The following is a 14,201-nucleotide window of genomic DNA, read 5'->3' on the forward strand; positions in this document are numbered from 1 at the left end:
GCCCTCGTCGTCCAAAAGCTCTGGCAAACAGCTGTAATCAGGGTTTCCCTCGGCCAAGCGCGGTCATGTATGCTACGGCGCTTCCTGTCATTCCACTTCCAGCGCACCCGGGCCATCCCGGATGCCGCCGTCGAAGAGGATTAGGCCACCCCTATCCAGTACAAAAGTAGCCATGCACGAACAATATCAGCCACGTGAGATCGAAGCCGCCGCCCAGTCGTTCTGGGATGAGCAAAAGTCCTTTGAAGTCAGTGAACAGCCAGGCAAGGAAACCTACTACTGCCTGTCGATGTTCCCTTACCCCAGCGGCAAGCTGCACATGGGCCACGTGCGCAACTACACCATTGGCGACGTGATCTCGCGCTACCAGCGCATGCAGGGCAAGAATGTCCTGCAGCCAATGGGTTGGGATGCGTTCGGCATGCCGGCGGAAAACGCCGCGATGAAGAACAACGTCGCTCCCGCCAAGTGGACCTACGAAAACATCGCTTACATGAAGTCGCAGCTGCGCAGTCTTGGCCTCGCGGTGGACTGGTCCCGTGAAGTGACCACCTGCAAGCCGGACTACTACCGCTGGGAACAATGGCTGTTCACCCGCCTGTTCGAAAAAGGCGTGATCTACCGTAAAAACGGCACCGTGAACTGGGACCCGGTCGACCAGACCGTACTGGCCAACGAGCAAGTCATCGACGGCCGTGGCTGGCGCTCCGGCGCGCTGATCGAAAAGCGCGAAATCCCGATGTACTACTTCAAGATCACCGCTTACGCCGACGAGCTGCTGGAAAGCCTCGACGAACTGACTGGCTGGCCGGAACAGGTCAAGACCATGCAGCGCAACTGGATCGGCAAGTCCCGTGGCATGGAAGTGCAGTTCCCGTACAACGTCGATTCGATCGGCGAAGCCGGCACCCTGAAAGTCTTCACCACCCGTCCGGACACCCTGATGGGCGCGACCTACGTCGCCGTCGCTGCCGAGCACCCGCTGGCCACCCTGGCCGCGCAGAACAATGCCGAGCTGCAAGCGTTCATCGCTGAATGCAAGGGCGGCAGCGTCGCTGAAGCCGATGTCGCCACCCAGGAAAAGAAAGGCCTGCCGACCGGCCTGTTCGTCGAGCACCCGCTGACCGGCGAGAAGCTGCCGGTGTGGGTCGCCAACTACGTGCTGATGCACTACGGCGACGGCGCGGTCATGGCGGTTCCGGCGCACGACGAGCGCGATTTCGAATTCGCTCACAAGTACAACCTGCCGGTGAAATCGGTGGTGCGCACCAGCTCCGGTGACAGCAACCCGGCGCCGTGGCAGGACGCCTATGGCGAGCACGGCACGCTGATCAACTCCGGTGAGTTCGACGGCCTCGACTTCGCCGGCGCGTTCGACGCCATGGAAGTGGCGCTGATCAAGAAACAACTCGGCGCCTCGCGCACCCAGTTCCGTCTGCGCGACTGGGGCATCAGCCGCCAGCGCTACTGGGGCTGCCCGATCCCGATCATCCATTGCGCCACCTGCGGCGACGTGCCGGTGCCGGAAGATCAACTGCCGGTCGTATTGCCGGAAGACGTGGTGCCGGACGGCGCCGGTTCGCCGCTGGCGCGCATGCCCGAGTTCTACGAATGCAGCTGCCCGAAATGCGGCGCGCCGGCCAAGCGCGAAACCGACACCATGGACACCTTCGTCGAGTCGTCGTGGTACTACGCCCGCTACGCCTCGCCGCACTTTGAAGGTGGCCTGGTGGAGAAATCCGCAGCCGATCACTGGCTGCCGGTGGATCAGTACATCGGTGGTATCGAGCACGCCATTCTTCACCTGCTGTATGCCCGTTTCTTCCACAAACTGATGCGTGACGAAGGTCTGGTCAGCTCCAATGAGCCGTTCAAGAACCTGCTGACCCAGGGCATGGTGATCGCCGAGACTTACTATCGTCGCGAAGCCAACGGTGCCTACACCTGGTTCAACCCGGCAGACGTGGAACTTGAGCGTGACAGCAAAGCCAAGGTGATCAGCGCCAAGCTGAAATCCGACGGCCTGCCGGTGGAAATCGGCGGTACCGAGAAGATGGCCAAGTCGAAGAACAATGGCGTCGACCCGCAGTCCATGATCGACCAGTTCGGTGCCGACACCTGCCGGCTGTTCATGATGTTCGCTTCGCCGCCTGACATGAGCGCGGAATGGTCCGACTCCGGCGTTGAAGGTTCGCACCGTTTTCTCAAGCGCGTCTGGCGTCTGGCGCAAGCCCACGTCACCCAGGGCTTGCCGGGCAAGCTGGATATCGCCGCGCTGAGCGACGAGCAGAAAACCGTGCGTCGTGCGATTCACCTGGCGATCAAGCAGGCCAGTCATGACGTCGGCCAGAACCACAAATTCAACACCGCCATCGCTCAGGTGATGACGCTGATGAACGTGCTGGAAAAAGCCGTCCAAGGCACCGAACAGGACCGCGCGCTGCTGCACGAAGGTCTGGAAGCGGTGACCCTGCTGCTGGCACCGATCACCCCGCACATCAGCCACGAACTGTGGAAGCAGCTGGGTCACGCCGATGCGGTGATCGATGCAGGCTGGCCGGCCGTGGACGAAAGTGCCTTGGTGCAGGACAACCTGACCCTGGTCATTCAGGTCAACGGCAAGCTGCGCGGGCAGATCGAAATGCCGGCCAGCGCCACCCGCGAAGAGATCGAAGCCGCCGCGCGCATCAACGAAAACGTGCTGCGTTTCGTCGACGGCCTGACCATTCGCAAAGTGATCGTGGTGCCGGGCAAACTGGTCAACATCGTCGCCAGCTAAATTGGATCGGCTGCCAGGCTCGCCTGGCAGCCAGTAAAACCTTTCGGGCCGCAGAGTCGGCTCACCTGGTTTCAAGGGGAGCAACACAATGATCAAACGCAATCTGCTGGTGATGGGCCTCGCCGTTCTGCTGAGCGCCTGCGGTTTCCAGTTGCGTGGTACCGGCACCAACGAACTGTCGATCAAGGAAATCGACCTGAGCGCGCGTAACGCTTATGGCGAAACCGTAAGACAGCTGCGTCAGACGCTGGAGTCCAGCGGCGTCAAGGTCTACACAGGCGCGCCGTACAAGCTGTATCTGGCTGACGAACAGGAAAGCCAGCGCATTCTCAGCTATGCCGGTGCCGGGCGCACAGGCGAGTATCAGGTCAACACTGTGCTGAGCTATGAGCTCCGCGGCGACAAAGACCTGTCCCTGCTTAGCGACAAGCTCGAAGTGCAGAAGGTGTTCATTCACGACGGCAACAACCTCGTCGGCTCCGATCAGGAAGCCAACGACGCTCGTCATGAAATCCGTCGCGAGCTGGTGCAACGCATGATGCTGCGCCTGTCACAGCTGACCCCGGGCCAGTTGCAGCAACTGCAGCAAACCGCCAACGACCGCGCCAAGGCTGAAGCCGATGCACTGGAAGCGGCGCAGAAGGCTGAGGCGGAAACTCCGCGTCAGTCGCCGCTCGAAATCCCGCAGCAGTAAGACGGTCGGGGCGCTCAGGCGCCCCGCTCGCCCTTCTTTATGAAGCTCGCTCCCGCACAACTCGGCAAACACCTGCAAGGCGCACTCGCGCCGGTCTACGTTATCAGCGGCGATGACCCCTTGCTGTGTCAGGAAGCCGCCGACGCCATCCGCAGTGCTGCTCGCCAGCAAGGTTTCGACGAACGTCAGGTATTCGCCGCCGACGCCAATTTCGATTGGGGCACGTTGTTGCAGGCCGGCGCAAGCATGTCGCTGTTCGCCGAAAAACGCCTGCTGGAACTGCGCCTGCCCTCGGGCAAGCCTGGCGACAAAGGTGCTGCGGCGCTGATCGAATACTGCTCGCGCCCCGCTGAAGACACTGTCCTGCTGATCAGCTTGCCGAAGCTCGATGGCAGCGCGCAGAAAACCAAGTGGGGCAAGGCGCTGGTCGAAGGTCAGCAGGTCCAGTTTGTGCAGATCTGGCCGGTGGATGCCAATCAGCTGCCCAGCTGGATTCGTCAGCGCTTGTCACAGGCAGGCCTGTCGGCGAGTCAGGACGCGGTCGAATTGATTGCCGCGCGTGTCGAAGGCAACCTGCTCGCCGCCGCCCAGGAAATCGAAAAGCTCAAACTGATGGCCGAAGGTGGGCAGATCACCGTCGAAACCGTGCAGGCCGCCGTGGCCGACAGTGCCCGGTTTGACGTGTTCGGCCTGACCGACGCGGTGCTCAACGGCGAACCGGCCCACGCCTTGCGCATGCTTGAGGGCCTGCGCGGCGAAGGCGTCGAACCGCCGGTGATCCTCTGGGCACTGGCGCGGGAGTTGCGCCTGTTGGCCAACATTTCCCTGCAATACAGCCAGGGCACGCCACTGGACAAGTGTTTCAGCCAGTCGAAACCGCCGGTCTGGGACAAGCGCAAGCCGCTGATGAGCAAGGCTTTGCAACGCTACTCGGCGCAACGCTGGGCGCAATTGCTGCTCGAAGCACAGCGTATCGATGCGCAGATCAAGGGCCAGGCGGCGGGTTCGCCGTGGATGAGCTTGAGTCGTCTGGCGTTGTTGATGGCTGGCCAGCGCCTGACACTTCCTGCCGAATAACCTGTTTCCCGCATAACGGCCATTCGCGAGCAAGCTCGCTCCCACATTGAAATGCATTCCAAATGTGGGAGCGAGCTTGCTCGCGAAAGCGCCAGAACATTCCTACACAACAGGCACTGGACAGACGCCCAACATCGGCAGATTATTTGCCGCGCCAAACCCACTCAATCCAGAGAACCCTCATGAGCAAAAAGCCAGCAAAGCATGGCCCCAACAAGGCCAAATCCATCGTCGCCCAGCCCTTGTTCCGCAGCCGCCAGGAACGACCAGCCAAGGGCAAAGGCAGCTACCGTCGCGAAGCCTTCCGGTCTGATAACCGGGAGGCTTTTTACTTTCTGGCTGCCTGAAGCGCACCACCCCCCGCTCATGTTAAGGTCTGCACCTGATTCGTTTCCCCTGGAACTGTGCATGCCCCCAAGTCTTTCCCGTCGTTGGCCCGTGCGCCAATTGATCGCTGCCTCCAGCTTCATCCTGCTTGTCGCCTGCGCGGAAAAACCCACCGCCGCCGATGCACAACCGCTTCAAGCTGCCCCGGTCACCACGGCCCCAGCGATCATTCCGCCGGTAGTGCCGTCCACCGATCCGCTCGATATTCAACCGACCCAGACCTTTGCCGAATGGCAGGCGGGCTTCCGCAAGGACGCCCTCGCCGCCGGGATTCGTCCAGAGCTGTTCGACCAGGCATTTGCCAATGTCAGCTTCGACGCCAGCGTGATCCGTGCCGATCGCAGTCAGCCGGAGTTTTCCCGCCCGGTGTGGGAATACCTCGATGGTGCGCTGTCGCCATTGCGCGTCCGCAAGGGCCAGGCGTTGATCAATCAGTACACCGACATTCTGCAAAGCATCGAGCAGCGTTATGGCGTTGATCGCCAGGCGCTGGTGTCGGTGTGGGGCATGGAAAGCAATTTCGGCCAGTTTCAGGGCAGCAAGTCGGTGATCAACTCGTTGGCCACTCTCGCCTACGAGGGGCGTCGTCCGGGCTTTGCTCACGCGCAACTGATCGCCGCCCTGCAGATTCTGCAACAGGGCGATATCACCCCGGAGAAGATGCTCGGTTCCTGGGCCGGCGCGATGGGCCAGACCCAGTTCATTCCGACCACGTACAACACTCACGCCGTGGACTTTGACGGCGACGGCCGCCGCGACATCTGGGGCAGCCCGGCCGATGCGCTGGCCTCGACCGCGCATTACCTGCAAAGCTCGGGCTGGCAACGCGGCCAGCCGTGGGGTTTCGAAGTGCAACTGCCGAGCGGTTTCAACTACACCCTGGCGGACGGCGCGATCCGTAAAAGCGTCGCTGAATGGCGGCAACTGGGCGTGAGCCTGCCCAATGGCGCGCAGGTTCCAGCCGGTTCCGAACAACTGTCCGCCGCCCTGCTGCTGCCGGCCGGTTATCGCGGCCCGGCGTTCCTGATCCTCGACAACTTCCGGGCGATTCTCAAGTACAACAATTCGTCGTCGTATGCGCTGGCGGTGAGCCTGTTGTCCGAGCGCTTTGAAGGCGCGGGCCTGATCAATGGCGACTGGCCGAAAGATGATCTGCCGCTGAGCCGCACCGAGCGTATCGAATTGCAGACGCTATTGAGCGCGCGTAATTACGACGCCGGCACGGCGGACGGGATTATCGGCGCCAATACGCGCAAGGCCATTCGCAGTGCCCAGCAGGCGCTGGGCTGGCCGGCGGATGGCTATCCGACGCACAAGTTGCTTGAGAGCCTGCGCGCCCAATAAAAGCATCGCGGGCAAGCCCGCTCCCACAGGGTTCTGGTTGAAACACGATTGTGTATCCGACTCATAACCTGTGGGAGCGGGCTTGCCCGCGATGACTGAATGTCAGGCGACCAATTTCTAGACTTTGATCACCACATCCTGCTCCAGCACCAATTCCTGCTTCCCCGCATCCAGGCGCACCAGCGCGCCCAACGGCAGTGTCAGGTTCGGGTCGCAATGGCCACTGCGCCAGCCCGACAGCACCGGAATCCGTAACGGCTCAAAGGTTTGCTTGAGCAGCCGATTCAGCGCATCGACCTCCACACCGGCAATATCACCGACCAGCACACCGCGCAGTCGGGCCAGCTTGCCGGCCAGACGCATCTGGGTCAGCAGGCGATCAATGCGATACAGCGGCTCGTTGATGTCCTCGATGAACAGAACTGCGCCTTCGACATCAATCTCGTAGGGCGTGCCGAGGGTTGCAGCAATCATCGCCAGATTGCCGCCGAGCAAACGCCCGTGAGCGATGCCCGGTTCGACGGTTGATAACGGATAAGCCGCCGGATGGCTCAGTACACTCCCTGACTTCAGTTGCCCGCGCAGCATGGCGAAGAATGACGTGACGGTCGGCGGCTCCTTGTCGCCGAGCAGGTCGGCATTGAGCAGCGGGCCGTGAAAGGTCACAAACCCGGCGTAGCGACTGATGGCCAGGTGCAGCGCGGTGATGTCGCTATAGCCGACAAACGGCTTGGCATGCCGGCTGAGCAGGTCGTAATCGATTCGGTCCAGCAGACGCGGGGTGCCGTAGCCGCCGCGCAGGCAAATGATCGCGTCGACTTCGGGGTCAGCGAACGCCGCGTGCAGATCGCGCAGGCGTACGTCGTCACTGCCGGCCAGGTAGCCGTCCTTCTCATAGACACCCGGAAACACCTTCAGCCCATAGCCGCGCGCGCGCATCCATTGCAGCGCTTTTTCAGTGTCTAGGGCGCCGGGGCCGGCAGGCGCGATGACGCCAATCGTCCCTTCGGAGGGCAGTGCCGGTACGGGTCGGTGGGCAATCAGGGTGTGGCTCGGTCGAACGGTCATCCTTGGGCTCCAGCGGTAAAGTCATGCACACACAGTAGTCAGCTGAAGAGACAAACAAAAGCCCCCTCACCCTAACCCTCTCCCAGAGGGAGAGGGAACTGATCGAGATGATCGCGACCAATGCGTTCATATGAGCGATCGGGTTGAGTGAAATCTTGAGAAGCCAGGAAATCGGCTCCCTCTCCTTCGGGAGAGGGCCGGGGTGAGGGGCGAATCCAGCACTGATGCAAAGCCATACGCGATGGCTTCCCTCAGTCAAAAAAATGCCCGCCGAGGGACAGTCCTCGGCGGGCATTTTTACATCAGCAGTGAATCAGGAACCCAACAGCTCGGCCTTGACCAGCTTCGCCTGCTCGTCGGCGTGGTACGAGGAACGTACCAGCGGGCCCGAAGCGACGTTCTTGAAGCCCATCTTGTAACCTTCTTCGGCGAACCAGGCGAAGGTGTCCGGGTGCACGAAACGCTGCACCGGCAAGTGACTGCGCGACGGTTGCAGGTATTGACCGAGGGTCAGCATGTCGATGTCGTGTTCGCGCATGCGCTTCATGACTTCGATGACTTCCTCGTCGGTCTCGCCCAGACCCAGCATCAGGCCGGACTTGGTCGGAATGTGCGGCATCATCTGCTTGAAGCGTTGCAGCAGGGTCAGCGACCACTGGTAGTCCGAGCCCGGACGCGCAGCCTTGTACAGGCGCGGCACGGTTTCCAGGTTGTGGTTGAACACATCCGGCGGCTCGGCAGCGGTGATTTCCAGGGCGATGTCCATGCGCCCACGGTAGTCCGGGACCAGGGTCTCGAGCTGAACGTTCGGCGACAGTTTGCGGATTTCGCGGATGCAGTCGGCAAAGTGCTGGGCACCGCCGTCACGCAGGTCGTCACGGTCAACCGAGGTGATCACCACGTATTTGAGCTTGAGGTCGGCGATGGCGATGGCCAGGCTTTCCGGCTCGTTGACGTCCAGTGGCTTCGGACGACCGTGGCCAACGTCGCAGAACGGGCAGCGACGGGTGCAGATGTCGCCCATGATCATGAAGGTTGCGGTGCCGCCGGAGAAGCATTCGCCGAGGTTCGGGCAGGACGCTTCTTCGCAGACACTGTGCAGCTTGTGCTTGCGCAGCAGGCTCTTGATGCGATCGACTTCCGGCGAAACCGGGATGCGCACGCGGATCCAGTCGGGTTTCTTCGGCAGTTCGGTGGTCGGAATGATCTTGACCGGGATGCGTGCAACCTTCTCGGCGCCGCGCAGCTTGACGCCGGCTTCAACCTTGGGACGCGGGGCCGGGCGCTCGGTCACGTCGAGCGTCGGGATCATGGTTTGCACTGCATCAGTAGTCATATCAGTCGATTCCGCCCGTGAGGGTCGTCTGCTCAGCATAGTCGAGGTGTTTGACGAGCTGCGCGCGCAGCCGGGCACTTACCTCGGCAAATTCAATCGATCCTGCGTGATCGCTCAGCTGGGTCATGGCCAGCCCGGCGTAGCCGCAGGGATTAATCCGTCGAAACGGTTCCAGGTTCATATCCACGTTCAGGGCCAGGCCATGAAAGGAACAACCGTGGCGAATGCGCAAACCCAGAGAAGCGATTTTCGCTCCATCGACGTATACGCCGGGAGCATCTGGCTTGGCGGCGGCGGTGACGCCGTAGCTGGCCAGCAGTTCGATCAGGCAGGCTTCCATGCGGCTGACCAGATCACGCACGCCGAAACCCAGCTTGCGTACATCCAGTAACAGATAAGCCACCAGTTGCCCGGGGCCATGATAAGTCACTTGGCCGCCACGATCGACCTGCACCACCGGAATATCTCCCGGCAGCAACAGGTGTTCAGCCTTGCCGGCCTGGCCCTGGGTGAACACCGGCGGGTGTTCGACGAGCCAGATTTCGTCGGCGGCAGTATTGCCGCGTTCGTTGGTAAAGCGTTGCATGGCATGCCAGACCGGCTCGTAAGCCATCTGGCCCAGCTCGCGAAAGCCCAGCGTGCCGTGCATCACAACACCATGTGCACGATGCCGGAAGCCCGCAGTTCGCTGTTGATGTTGTACAGCTGATCCTGGTCGGTGGCGACGATGTGCAACTGGATGGTGGTGTATTTGCCGTTGCTGCTTTGACGCTCGTCGATGCGCTCATCATTGATGGTCGCGTGTTTCAGGACGATCGCGATGATCTTGTCCTTGTTGCCAACACCCGTATCACTGATCACCTTGATCGGATAATCGGTCTGGGGAAATTCGATCTTTGGCGCCTTTACTTCGGTATCGGTCATGGCGTAACGGCCTCTAGAGTGCAAGCCGTGGTAACGCACATGGCCCCGCACCGGATCGGGGCGGGGCCATGCAGGTCAACACAAAATCAGTTGAACAAGCCGTAGAAGAATAGACGGATGCTATCCCACATGCGGCGGAAGATACCACCCTCCTCGACGCCATCCAGAGCGATCAGGTCGGCGCTGTGCACTACCTTGTCTTCCAGTTTGACTTCGACTTTACCGATCACGTCGCCCTTGGCGATTGGCGCAACCAGTTGCGGGTTCATGGTCATGCTGGCAGCGAGCTTCTTCAGCTGGCCTTTTGGCAGAGTCATGGTCAGGTCTTGCGCCAGGCCGGCCTTGACCTGGCTGGTGGTGCCTTTCCATACCGGCGCCTGCGCCAGTTCGGTGCCCTTCTGGTAGAAGGTCTGGGTTTCGAAGAAGCGGAAACCGTAGGTCAGCAGCTTCTGGGTTTCAGCCGCGCGGGCCACTTCGCTGTTGGTGCCGAACACCACGGCGATCAGGCGCTGGCCATCACGTACAGCCGAAGACACCATGCAGTAGCCGGCTTCATCGGTGTGGCCGGTTTTCAGACCGTCAACGGTCTTGTCGCGCCACAGCAGCAGGTTGCGGTTAGGCTGTTTGATGCCGTTCCAGAAGAACTCTTTCTGCGAGTAGATCGCATAGTGAGCCGGGTCTTCGTGAATGATCGCACGGGCCAGAATCGCCATGTCGTGCGCCGACGAGTAGTGTTCAGGGTTTGGCAGACCGGTCGGGTTCATGAAGTGGGTATTGGTCATGCCCAGTTCGGTGACGGTCTTGTTCATCAGGTCGGCGAAGGCGTCTTCGCTGCCGGCGATGTGCTCGGCCAGGGCGACGCTGGCGTCGTTACCGGACTGGATGATGATGCCGTGCAGCAGGTCGCTGACAGTGACCTGCGAACCGACCTTGATGAACATCCGCGAACCGCCGGTGCGCCAGGCGTTTTCGCTGACGGTCACCGGATCGTTTTCACCGATCTGACCGCGACGGATTTCCAGGGTCGCGATGTACGCGGTCATCAGCTTGGTCAGGCTGGCCGGTGGCAGACGCTGGTCGCCGTTGTTTTCGACCAGCACGTTACCGCTGCTGGCGTCCATCAGAACATAGGCCTTGGCGGCCAGTTGTGGTGGCGACGGCATCATCTCGGCCGCGAAGGCGGCTGGCGAGAGGAGCAGCGGGACTAGCAGACACAGGCGTTTGGCAAAGGTGGTGATGTTCATCCGTCTCTCGAAATCGCTAATGGAAACTTGCCCGAAGGCAAAACTTATTCAGACAGCCTTCTAACGGGCCATCGCGTGTTCAGTTGCTCACTCCAGTCACCCTGCCGGGCTTTTGTTCTTCGACGAGCCAACAACCTGGTTCACCCCCCGAATACCGCAAGTGAACCGTCAATCAAGGTCTACGTGTTACTCGGTGACCACGCTGGGCGAACCCAGATTGGCCAGCCGCACACTGTTCTGCACCTGGGCGATCTCACCCGGCGAGCCGATCGGCCCCAGGCGTACCCGGTGCAGGGTCTGCTGATTGCGCACGATCGAGCTGATGAACACCGGCGCGCTCACCATCCCGCTGAGCTTCGACCTCAGCAGTTCGGCAGCGTCCGGGTTGGCGAACGCGCCCACCTGCAGATACTGGCCAGACGCTGGTGCAGAAGCGTTTTTTTTTGCATCGATCTGCACGGGCACCACGGCCGCGGCGTGTTGCTGCGGCGGCGGTGTCCATTGCTCGACGGTGCCGGCCGACGCCGTAATCACTGGCGCGCTATTCTGCGCCACTTGCGGCTCATTGAGCATCAGCGGCGCCGGACGGCCCTTGGCCGCCCACCACTGCTGCGGATCGATGCCTTCGACCTTGACCCGCGCGGTGCCGGTTTCGGCATAGCCGAGTTTCTTCGCCGCTGCGTAGGACAAGTCGATGATGCGATCGGAGTAGAACGGCCCACGGTCGTTGACGCGCAGGATCACCGTCTTGTTGTTGTCCAGGTTGGTCACCCGAACGTAACTTGGCAGCGGCAAGGTCTTGTGTGCGGCACTCATGCCGTACAGGTCATACACTTCGCCGTTGGCGGTGTTCTGGCCATGGAACTTGGTGCCGTACCAGGACGCCGTGCCCGAAGCCACGTAGGTCTTGGATTCCTGCAACGGAAAATAGGTCTTGCCCAGCACGGTGTACGGGTTGGCCTTGTACGGGCCGGTGTGCAGGGTCGGTGTCGCATCCGGGATGCGCGAAACATCGACATCCCACCACGGCGCGCCGTCTTTGTGCGCGCGGTTGATGTCCAGGCCCGGTTGGGCGCGGACAGCGGTGGACGGGGTTTTCTGCGTCGGCGTACGGCTGGTCGTGCAACTGGCGACCAGGACTGCCAACGCAGCGAAAGCCACCAGCTTCAGGGGTTTATTGTTAGGCAATGCCTGCATTACTTGACGCCCCGTGCTTGTACCAGCTGTTCAGACAGTTGATGTACGGCCATGGCGTACATCACGCTGCGGTTATAACGCGTGATCGCGTAGAAATTCTGCAGGCCCATCCAGTATTCAGGGCCGTTGTCGCCTTCGAGGCGAAATGCGGTAACCGGCATATCATCGCGCAGCGCATCATGACTTGACCAGCCCAGCGCCCGCAACTCTGCGACCGTCTTCACTGGTTCGATACCGGTGGTCAGCCCTTCATCGGCCTGCTCGCCGCGCACATCGGCGCGGCTGACCACCGGCTCGCCGGCGACCCAGCCGTGACGCTTGAAGTAACTGGCGACGCTGCCAATGGCATCGTCCGGGTTGTTCCAGATATTGATGTGGCCATCACCGTCGAAGTCCACCGCGTAGGCGCGAAAGCTGCTCGGCATGAACTGCGGCAGGCCCATGGCCCCGGCGTACGAGCCTTTCAGGGTCAGCGGGTCGACCTGCTCTTCACGGGCCAGCAGGAGGAACTCACGCAATTCCTTGCGGAAAAATTCGGCACGGGGAGGATAGTCGAAACCGAGGGTCGATAAGGCATCAATCACGCGGAAATTACCGGTATTACGCCCGAAAAAGGTCTCGACGCCGATGATCGACACGATCACTTGTGCCGGCACGCCGTATTCCTGCTCGGCACGGGCCAGGGTCGCCTCGTGCTGACGCCAGAAGTCGACACCCCGGGCGATGCGCGCGTCAGTGATGAACATCGGGCGATATTCATTCCACTGCTTGACCCGTTCGGCGGGTTTGGAGATGGCGTCGAGAATCGACTGCTTGCGTTGCGCCTCGCGGAACACACCCATCAGTTGTTCACCGGCGAAACCGTAGTCGCGGGTCATTTCGCCGACGAATTCGGCCACCTGCGGCGAGCCTTCATAGTCGCCAGCCAGCGCTTCCTGCACGCTCCCCAGCAGGCCCAACAGGCCAACCAGCGGCGCGCATCGAGTCGCCCAGCCACGCATTACTTGCATTGCACTCTTCACCTTATTCAAACCTGTGCGATCCACTTGCGATGGGTATGGATCGACATCAAAACCCCAAACGCTGACAGCAGCGTCACCAGCGAAGTTCCTCCGTAGCTAATGAACGGCAACGGCACCCCCACGACCGGCAACAGGCCACTGACCATACCGATGTTGACGAAAACGTAAACAAAAAAAGTCATGGTCAACGCGCCGGCGAGCAATTTGCCGAACAGCGTTTGCGCCTGAGCGGTGATCACCAGCCCGCGACCGATCAACAACAGATAGATCAGCAGCAGCGCGCAAATCCCCACCAGACCGAACTCTTCGCCAAGCACGGCAATGATGAAGTCGGTGTGGCTTTCCGGGAGAAAGTCCAGGTGTGACTGGGTGCCGAGCAGCCAGCCTTTGCCGAATACGCCACCGGAACCGATCGCGGCTTTGGACTGAATGATGTTCCAGCCGGTGCCGAGCGGATCGCTTTCCGGGTCGAGGAAAGTCAGGACACGCTGCTTCTGATAGTCGTGCATGACGAAAAACCACATCGCCACCGATACCGGCACCGCCGCCGCCAGCACGCTGAGAATCCAGCGCCAGCGCAGGCCGCCCATGAACAGGACGAAGGCGCCACCGGCGAGAATCAGCAGCGAAGTCCCCAGATCCGGCTGGCGCACGATCAGAATGAACGGCACACCAATCAGCATCAGGCTGATGCCGACGTGCTTGAGCTGCGGCGGCAAGGTGCGTTTGGATAGGTACCAGGCGATGGTCGCTGGCATCAGGATTTTCATGAATTCCGAGGGCTGGAAGCGGATCACCCCGGGGATGTTGATCCAGCGCGTGGCGCCCATGGCGTTGTGGCCCATGATGTCGACGACGATTAGCAAGACCACGCCGATCACGTAACCGAGCGGCACCCAACGCGCCATGAAACGCGGCTCGAACTGGGCGATGACAATCATTGCCACCAGACCGATGCCGAAGGATGTGGCCTGCTTGCCGAGCAGATCCCAGCTCTTGCCGCTGGCCGAATACAGCACGAACAGGCTGCCGGCGGCGAGGATCAGCAACAGGATCAACAGCGGGCCATCGATATGCAGTCTTTGCAGCAACGTCGCGCGGCGACGCATCACATCCTCGCTGGAGAGCA

The 14,201-nt window shown here is 61.2% G+C and carries 13 protein-coding genes; 5 read left to right on the top strand and 8 right to left on the bottom strand.

Features of this window, described 5'->3' with window-relative positions; all coding sequences use genetic code 11:
- Positions 1-172: 172 nt before the first annotated feature.
- From leuS to HU724_RS24735, 5 genes are all read left to right on the top strand, one after another.
- Positions 173-2,779, top strand: a complete 2,607-nt coding sequence (gene leuS / locus HU724_RS24715; RefSeq protein WP_133339176.1) for a leucine--tRNA ligase — start codon at positions 173-175, stop codon at positions 2,777-2,779.
- Between the two features lie 88 nt (positions 2,780-2,867).
- Positions 2,868-3,473 carry an LPS-assembly lipoprotein LptE gene (locus HU724_RS24720; protein ID WP_186568850.1) on the top strand — a complete coding sequence of 202 codons (606 nt, stop codon included), beginning with the start codon at positions 2,868-2,870 and terminating at the stop codon, positions 3,471-3,473.
- Between the two features lie 39 nt (positions 3,474-3,512).
- Positions 3,513-4,550 carry a DNA polymerase III subunit delta gene (gene holA / locus HU724_RS24725; RefSeq protein ID WP_186568849.1) on the top strand — a complete coding sequence of 346 codons (1,038 nt, stop codon included), beginning with the start codon at positions 3,513-3,515 and terminating at the stop codon, positions 4,548-4,550.
- Between the two features lie 182 nt (positions 4,551-4,732).
- Positions 4,733-4,897 carry an alternative ribosome rescue factor ArfA gene (gene arfA / locus HU724_RS24730; RefSeq protein WP_016773035.1) on the top strand — a complete coding sequence of 55 codons (165 nt, stop codon included), beginning with the start codon at positions 4,733-4,735 and terminating at the stop codon, positions 4,895-4,897.
- 61 nt (positions 4,898-4,958) lie between these two features.
- Positions 4,959-6,281, top strand: a complete 1,323-nt coding sequence (locus tag HU724_RS24735; RefSeq protein WP_186568848.1) for a lytic murein transglycosylase — start codon at positions 4,959-4,961, stop codon at positions 6,279-6,281.
- Positions 6,282-6,398: 117 nt separating this feature from the next.
- On the opposite strand, the gene HU724_RS24740 is transcribed toward HU724_RS24735, so the two are convergent.
- From HU724_RS24740 to rodA, 8 genes are all read right to left on the bottom strand, one after another.
- A complete protein-coding gene (locus tag HU724_RS24740) occupies positions 6,399-7,349 on the bottom strand; it encodes a S66 peptidase family protein (RefSeq protein ID WP_186568847.1) in 951 nt (316 codons plus the stop codon).
- Between the two features lie 313 nt (positions 7,350-7,662).
- A complete protein-coding gene (gene lipA, locus HU724_RS24745) occupies positions 7,663-8,661 on the bottom strand; it encodes a lipoyl synthase (protein WP_160768663.1) in 999 nt (332 codons plus the stop codon).
- A 25-nt stretch (positions 8,662-8,686) separates the two neighbouring features.
- Positions 8,687-9,334 (bottom strand): lipoyl(octanoyl) transferase LipB, encoded by a 648-nt coding sequence (gene lipB / locus HU724_RS24750; RefSeq protein ID WP_071173697.1) that lies wholly within the window; start codon positions 9,332-9,334, stop codon positions 8,687-8,689.
- The gene (locus HU724_RS24755) at positions 9,334-9,609 is read right to left on the bottom strand and encodes a DUF493 domain-containing protein (protein WP_024014446.1); all 276 of its coding nucleotides are present in this window, start codon (positions 9,607-9,609) and stop codon (positions 9,334-9,336) included. The genes lipB and HU724_RS24755 overlap by 1 nt, the downstream gene beginning before the upstream one ends.
- Positions 9,610-9,695: 86 nt before the next feature.
- Positions 9,696-10,853 carry a D-alanyl-D-alanine carboxypeptidase family protein gene (locus HU724_RS24760; RefSeq protein WP_016773028.1) on the bottom strand — a complete coding sequence of 386 codons (1,158 nt, stop codon included), beginning with the start codon at positions 10,851-10,853 and terminating at the stop codon, positions 9,696-9,698.
- Between the two features lie 186 nt (positions 10,854-11,039).
- Entirely contained in the window at positions 11,040-12,050 is a 1,011-nt protein-coding gene (locus HU724_RS24765; protein ID WP_016773027.1) for a septal ring lytic transglycosylase RlpA family protein, read from the bottom strand.
- On the bottom strand, positions 12,050-13,060 hold the full coding sequence (gene mltB, locus HU724_RS24770) for a lytic murein transglycosylase B (RefSeq protein WP_186568846.1): 1,011 nt from the start codon (positions 13,058-13,060) through the stop codon (positions 12,050-12,052). Before mltB ends, HU724_RS24765 begins: the two co-directional genes overlap by 1 nt.
- A 17-nt stretch (positions 13,061-13,077) precedes the next feature.
- The gene (rodA, locus tag HU724_RS24775; RefSeq protein ID WP_051600793.1) at positions 13,078-14,181 is read right to left on the bottom strand and encodes a rod shape-determining protein RodA; all 1,104 of its coding nucleotides are present in this window, start codon (positions 14,179-14,181) and stop codon (positions 13,078-13,080) included.
- Positions 14,182-14,201: the final 20 nt, after the last annotated feature.

The sequence above is a fragment of the Pseudomonas iranensis genome (genome assembly GCF_014268585.2).
GTDB classification, from domain to species: domain Bacteria; phylum Pseudomonadota; class Gammaproteobacteria; order Pseudomonadales; family Pseudomonadaceae; genus Aquipseudomonas; species Aquipseudomonas iranensis.

What these genes read in the sequence shown, in the direction of transcription:
- leuS (WP_133339176.1), top strand. Translation starts at nt 173, where the DNA reads ATGCACGAACAATATCAGCCACGTGAGATCGAAGCCGCCGCCCAGTCG.
- HU724_RS24720 (WP_186568850.1), top strand. Translation starts at nt 2,868, where the DNA reads ATGATCAAACGCAATCTGCTGGTGATGGGCCTCGCCGTTCTGCTGAGC.
- holA (WP_186568849.1), top strand. Translation starts at nt 3,513, where the DNA reads ATGAAGCTCGCTCCCGCACAACTCGGCAAACACCTGCAAGGCGCACTC.
- arfA (WP_016773035.1), top strand. Translation starts at nt 4,733, where the DNA reads ATGAGCAAAAAGCCAGCAAAGCATGGCCCCAACAAGGCCAAATCCATC.
- HU724_RS24735 (WP_186568848.1), top strand. Translation starts at nt 4,959, where the DNA reads ATGCCCCCAAGTCTTTCCCGTCGTTGGCCCGTGCGCCAATTGATCGCT.
- HU724_RS24740 (WP_186568847.1), bottom strand. Translation starts at nt 7,349, where the DNA reads ATGACCGTTCGACCGAGCCACACCCTGATTGCCCACCGACCCGTACCG.
- lipA (WP_160768663.1), bottom strand. Translation starts at nt 8,661, where the DNA reads ATGATCCCGACGCTCGACGTGACCGAGCGCCCGGCCCCGCGTCCCAAG.
- lipB (WP_071173697.1), bottom strand. Translation starts at nt 9,334, where the DNA reads ATGCACGGCACGCTGGGCTTTCGCGAGCTGGGCCAGATGGCTTACGAG.
- HU724_RS24755 (WP_024014446.1), bottom strand. Translation starts at nt 9,609, where the DNA reads ATGACCGATACCGAAGTAAAGGCGCCAAAGATCGAATTTCCCCAGACC.
- HU724_RS24760 (WP_016773028.1), bottom strand. Translation starts at nt 10,853, where the DNA reads ATGAACATCACCACCTTTGCCAAACGCCTGTGTCTGCTAGTCCCGCTG.
- HU724_RS24765 (WP_016773027.1), bottom strand. Translation starts at nt 12,050, where the DNA reads ATGCAGGCATTGCCTAACAATAAACCCCTGAAGCTGGTGGCTTTCGCT.
- mltB (WP_186568846.1), bottom strand. Translation starts at nt 13,060, where the DNA reads ATGCAAGTAATGCGTGGCTGGGCGACTCGATGCGCGCCGCTGGTTGGC.
- rodA (WP_051600793.1), bottom strand. Translation starts at nt 14,181, where the DNA reads ATGCGTCGCCGCGCGACGTTGCTGCAAAGACTGCATATCGATGGCCCG.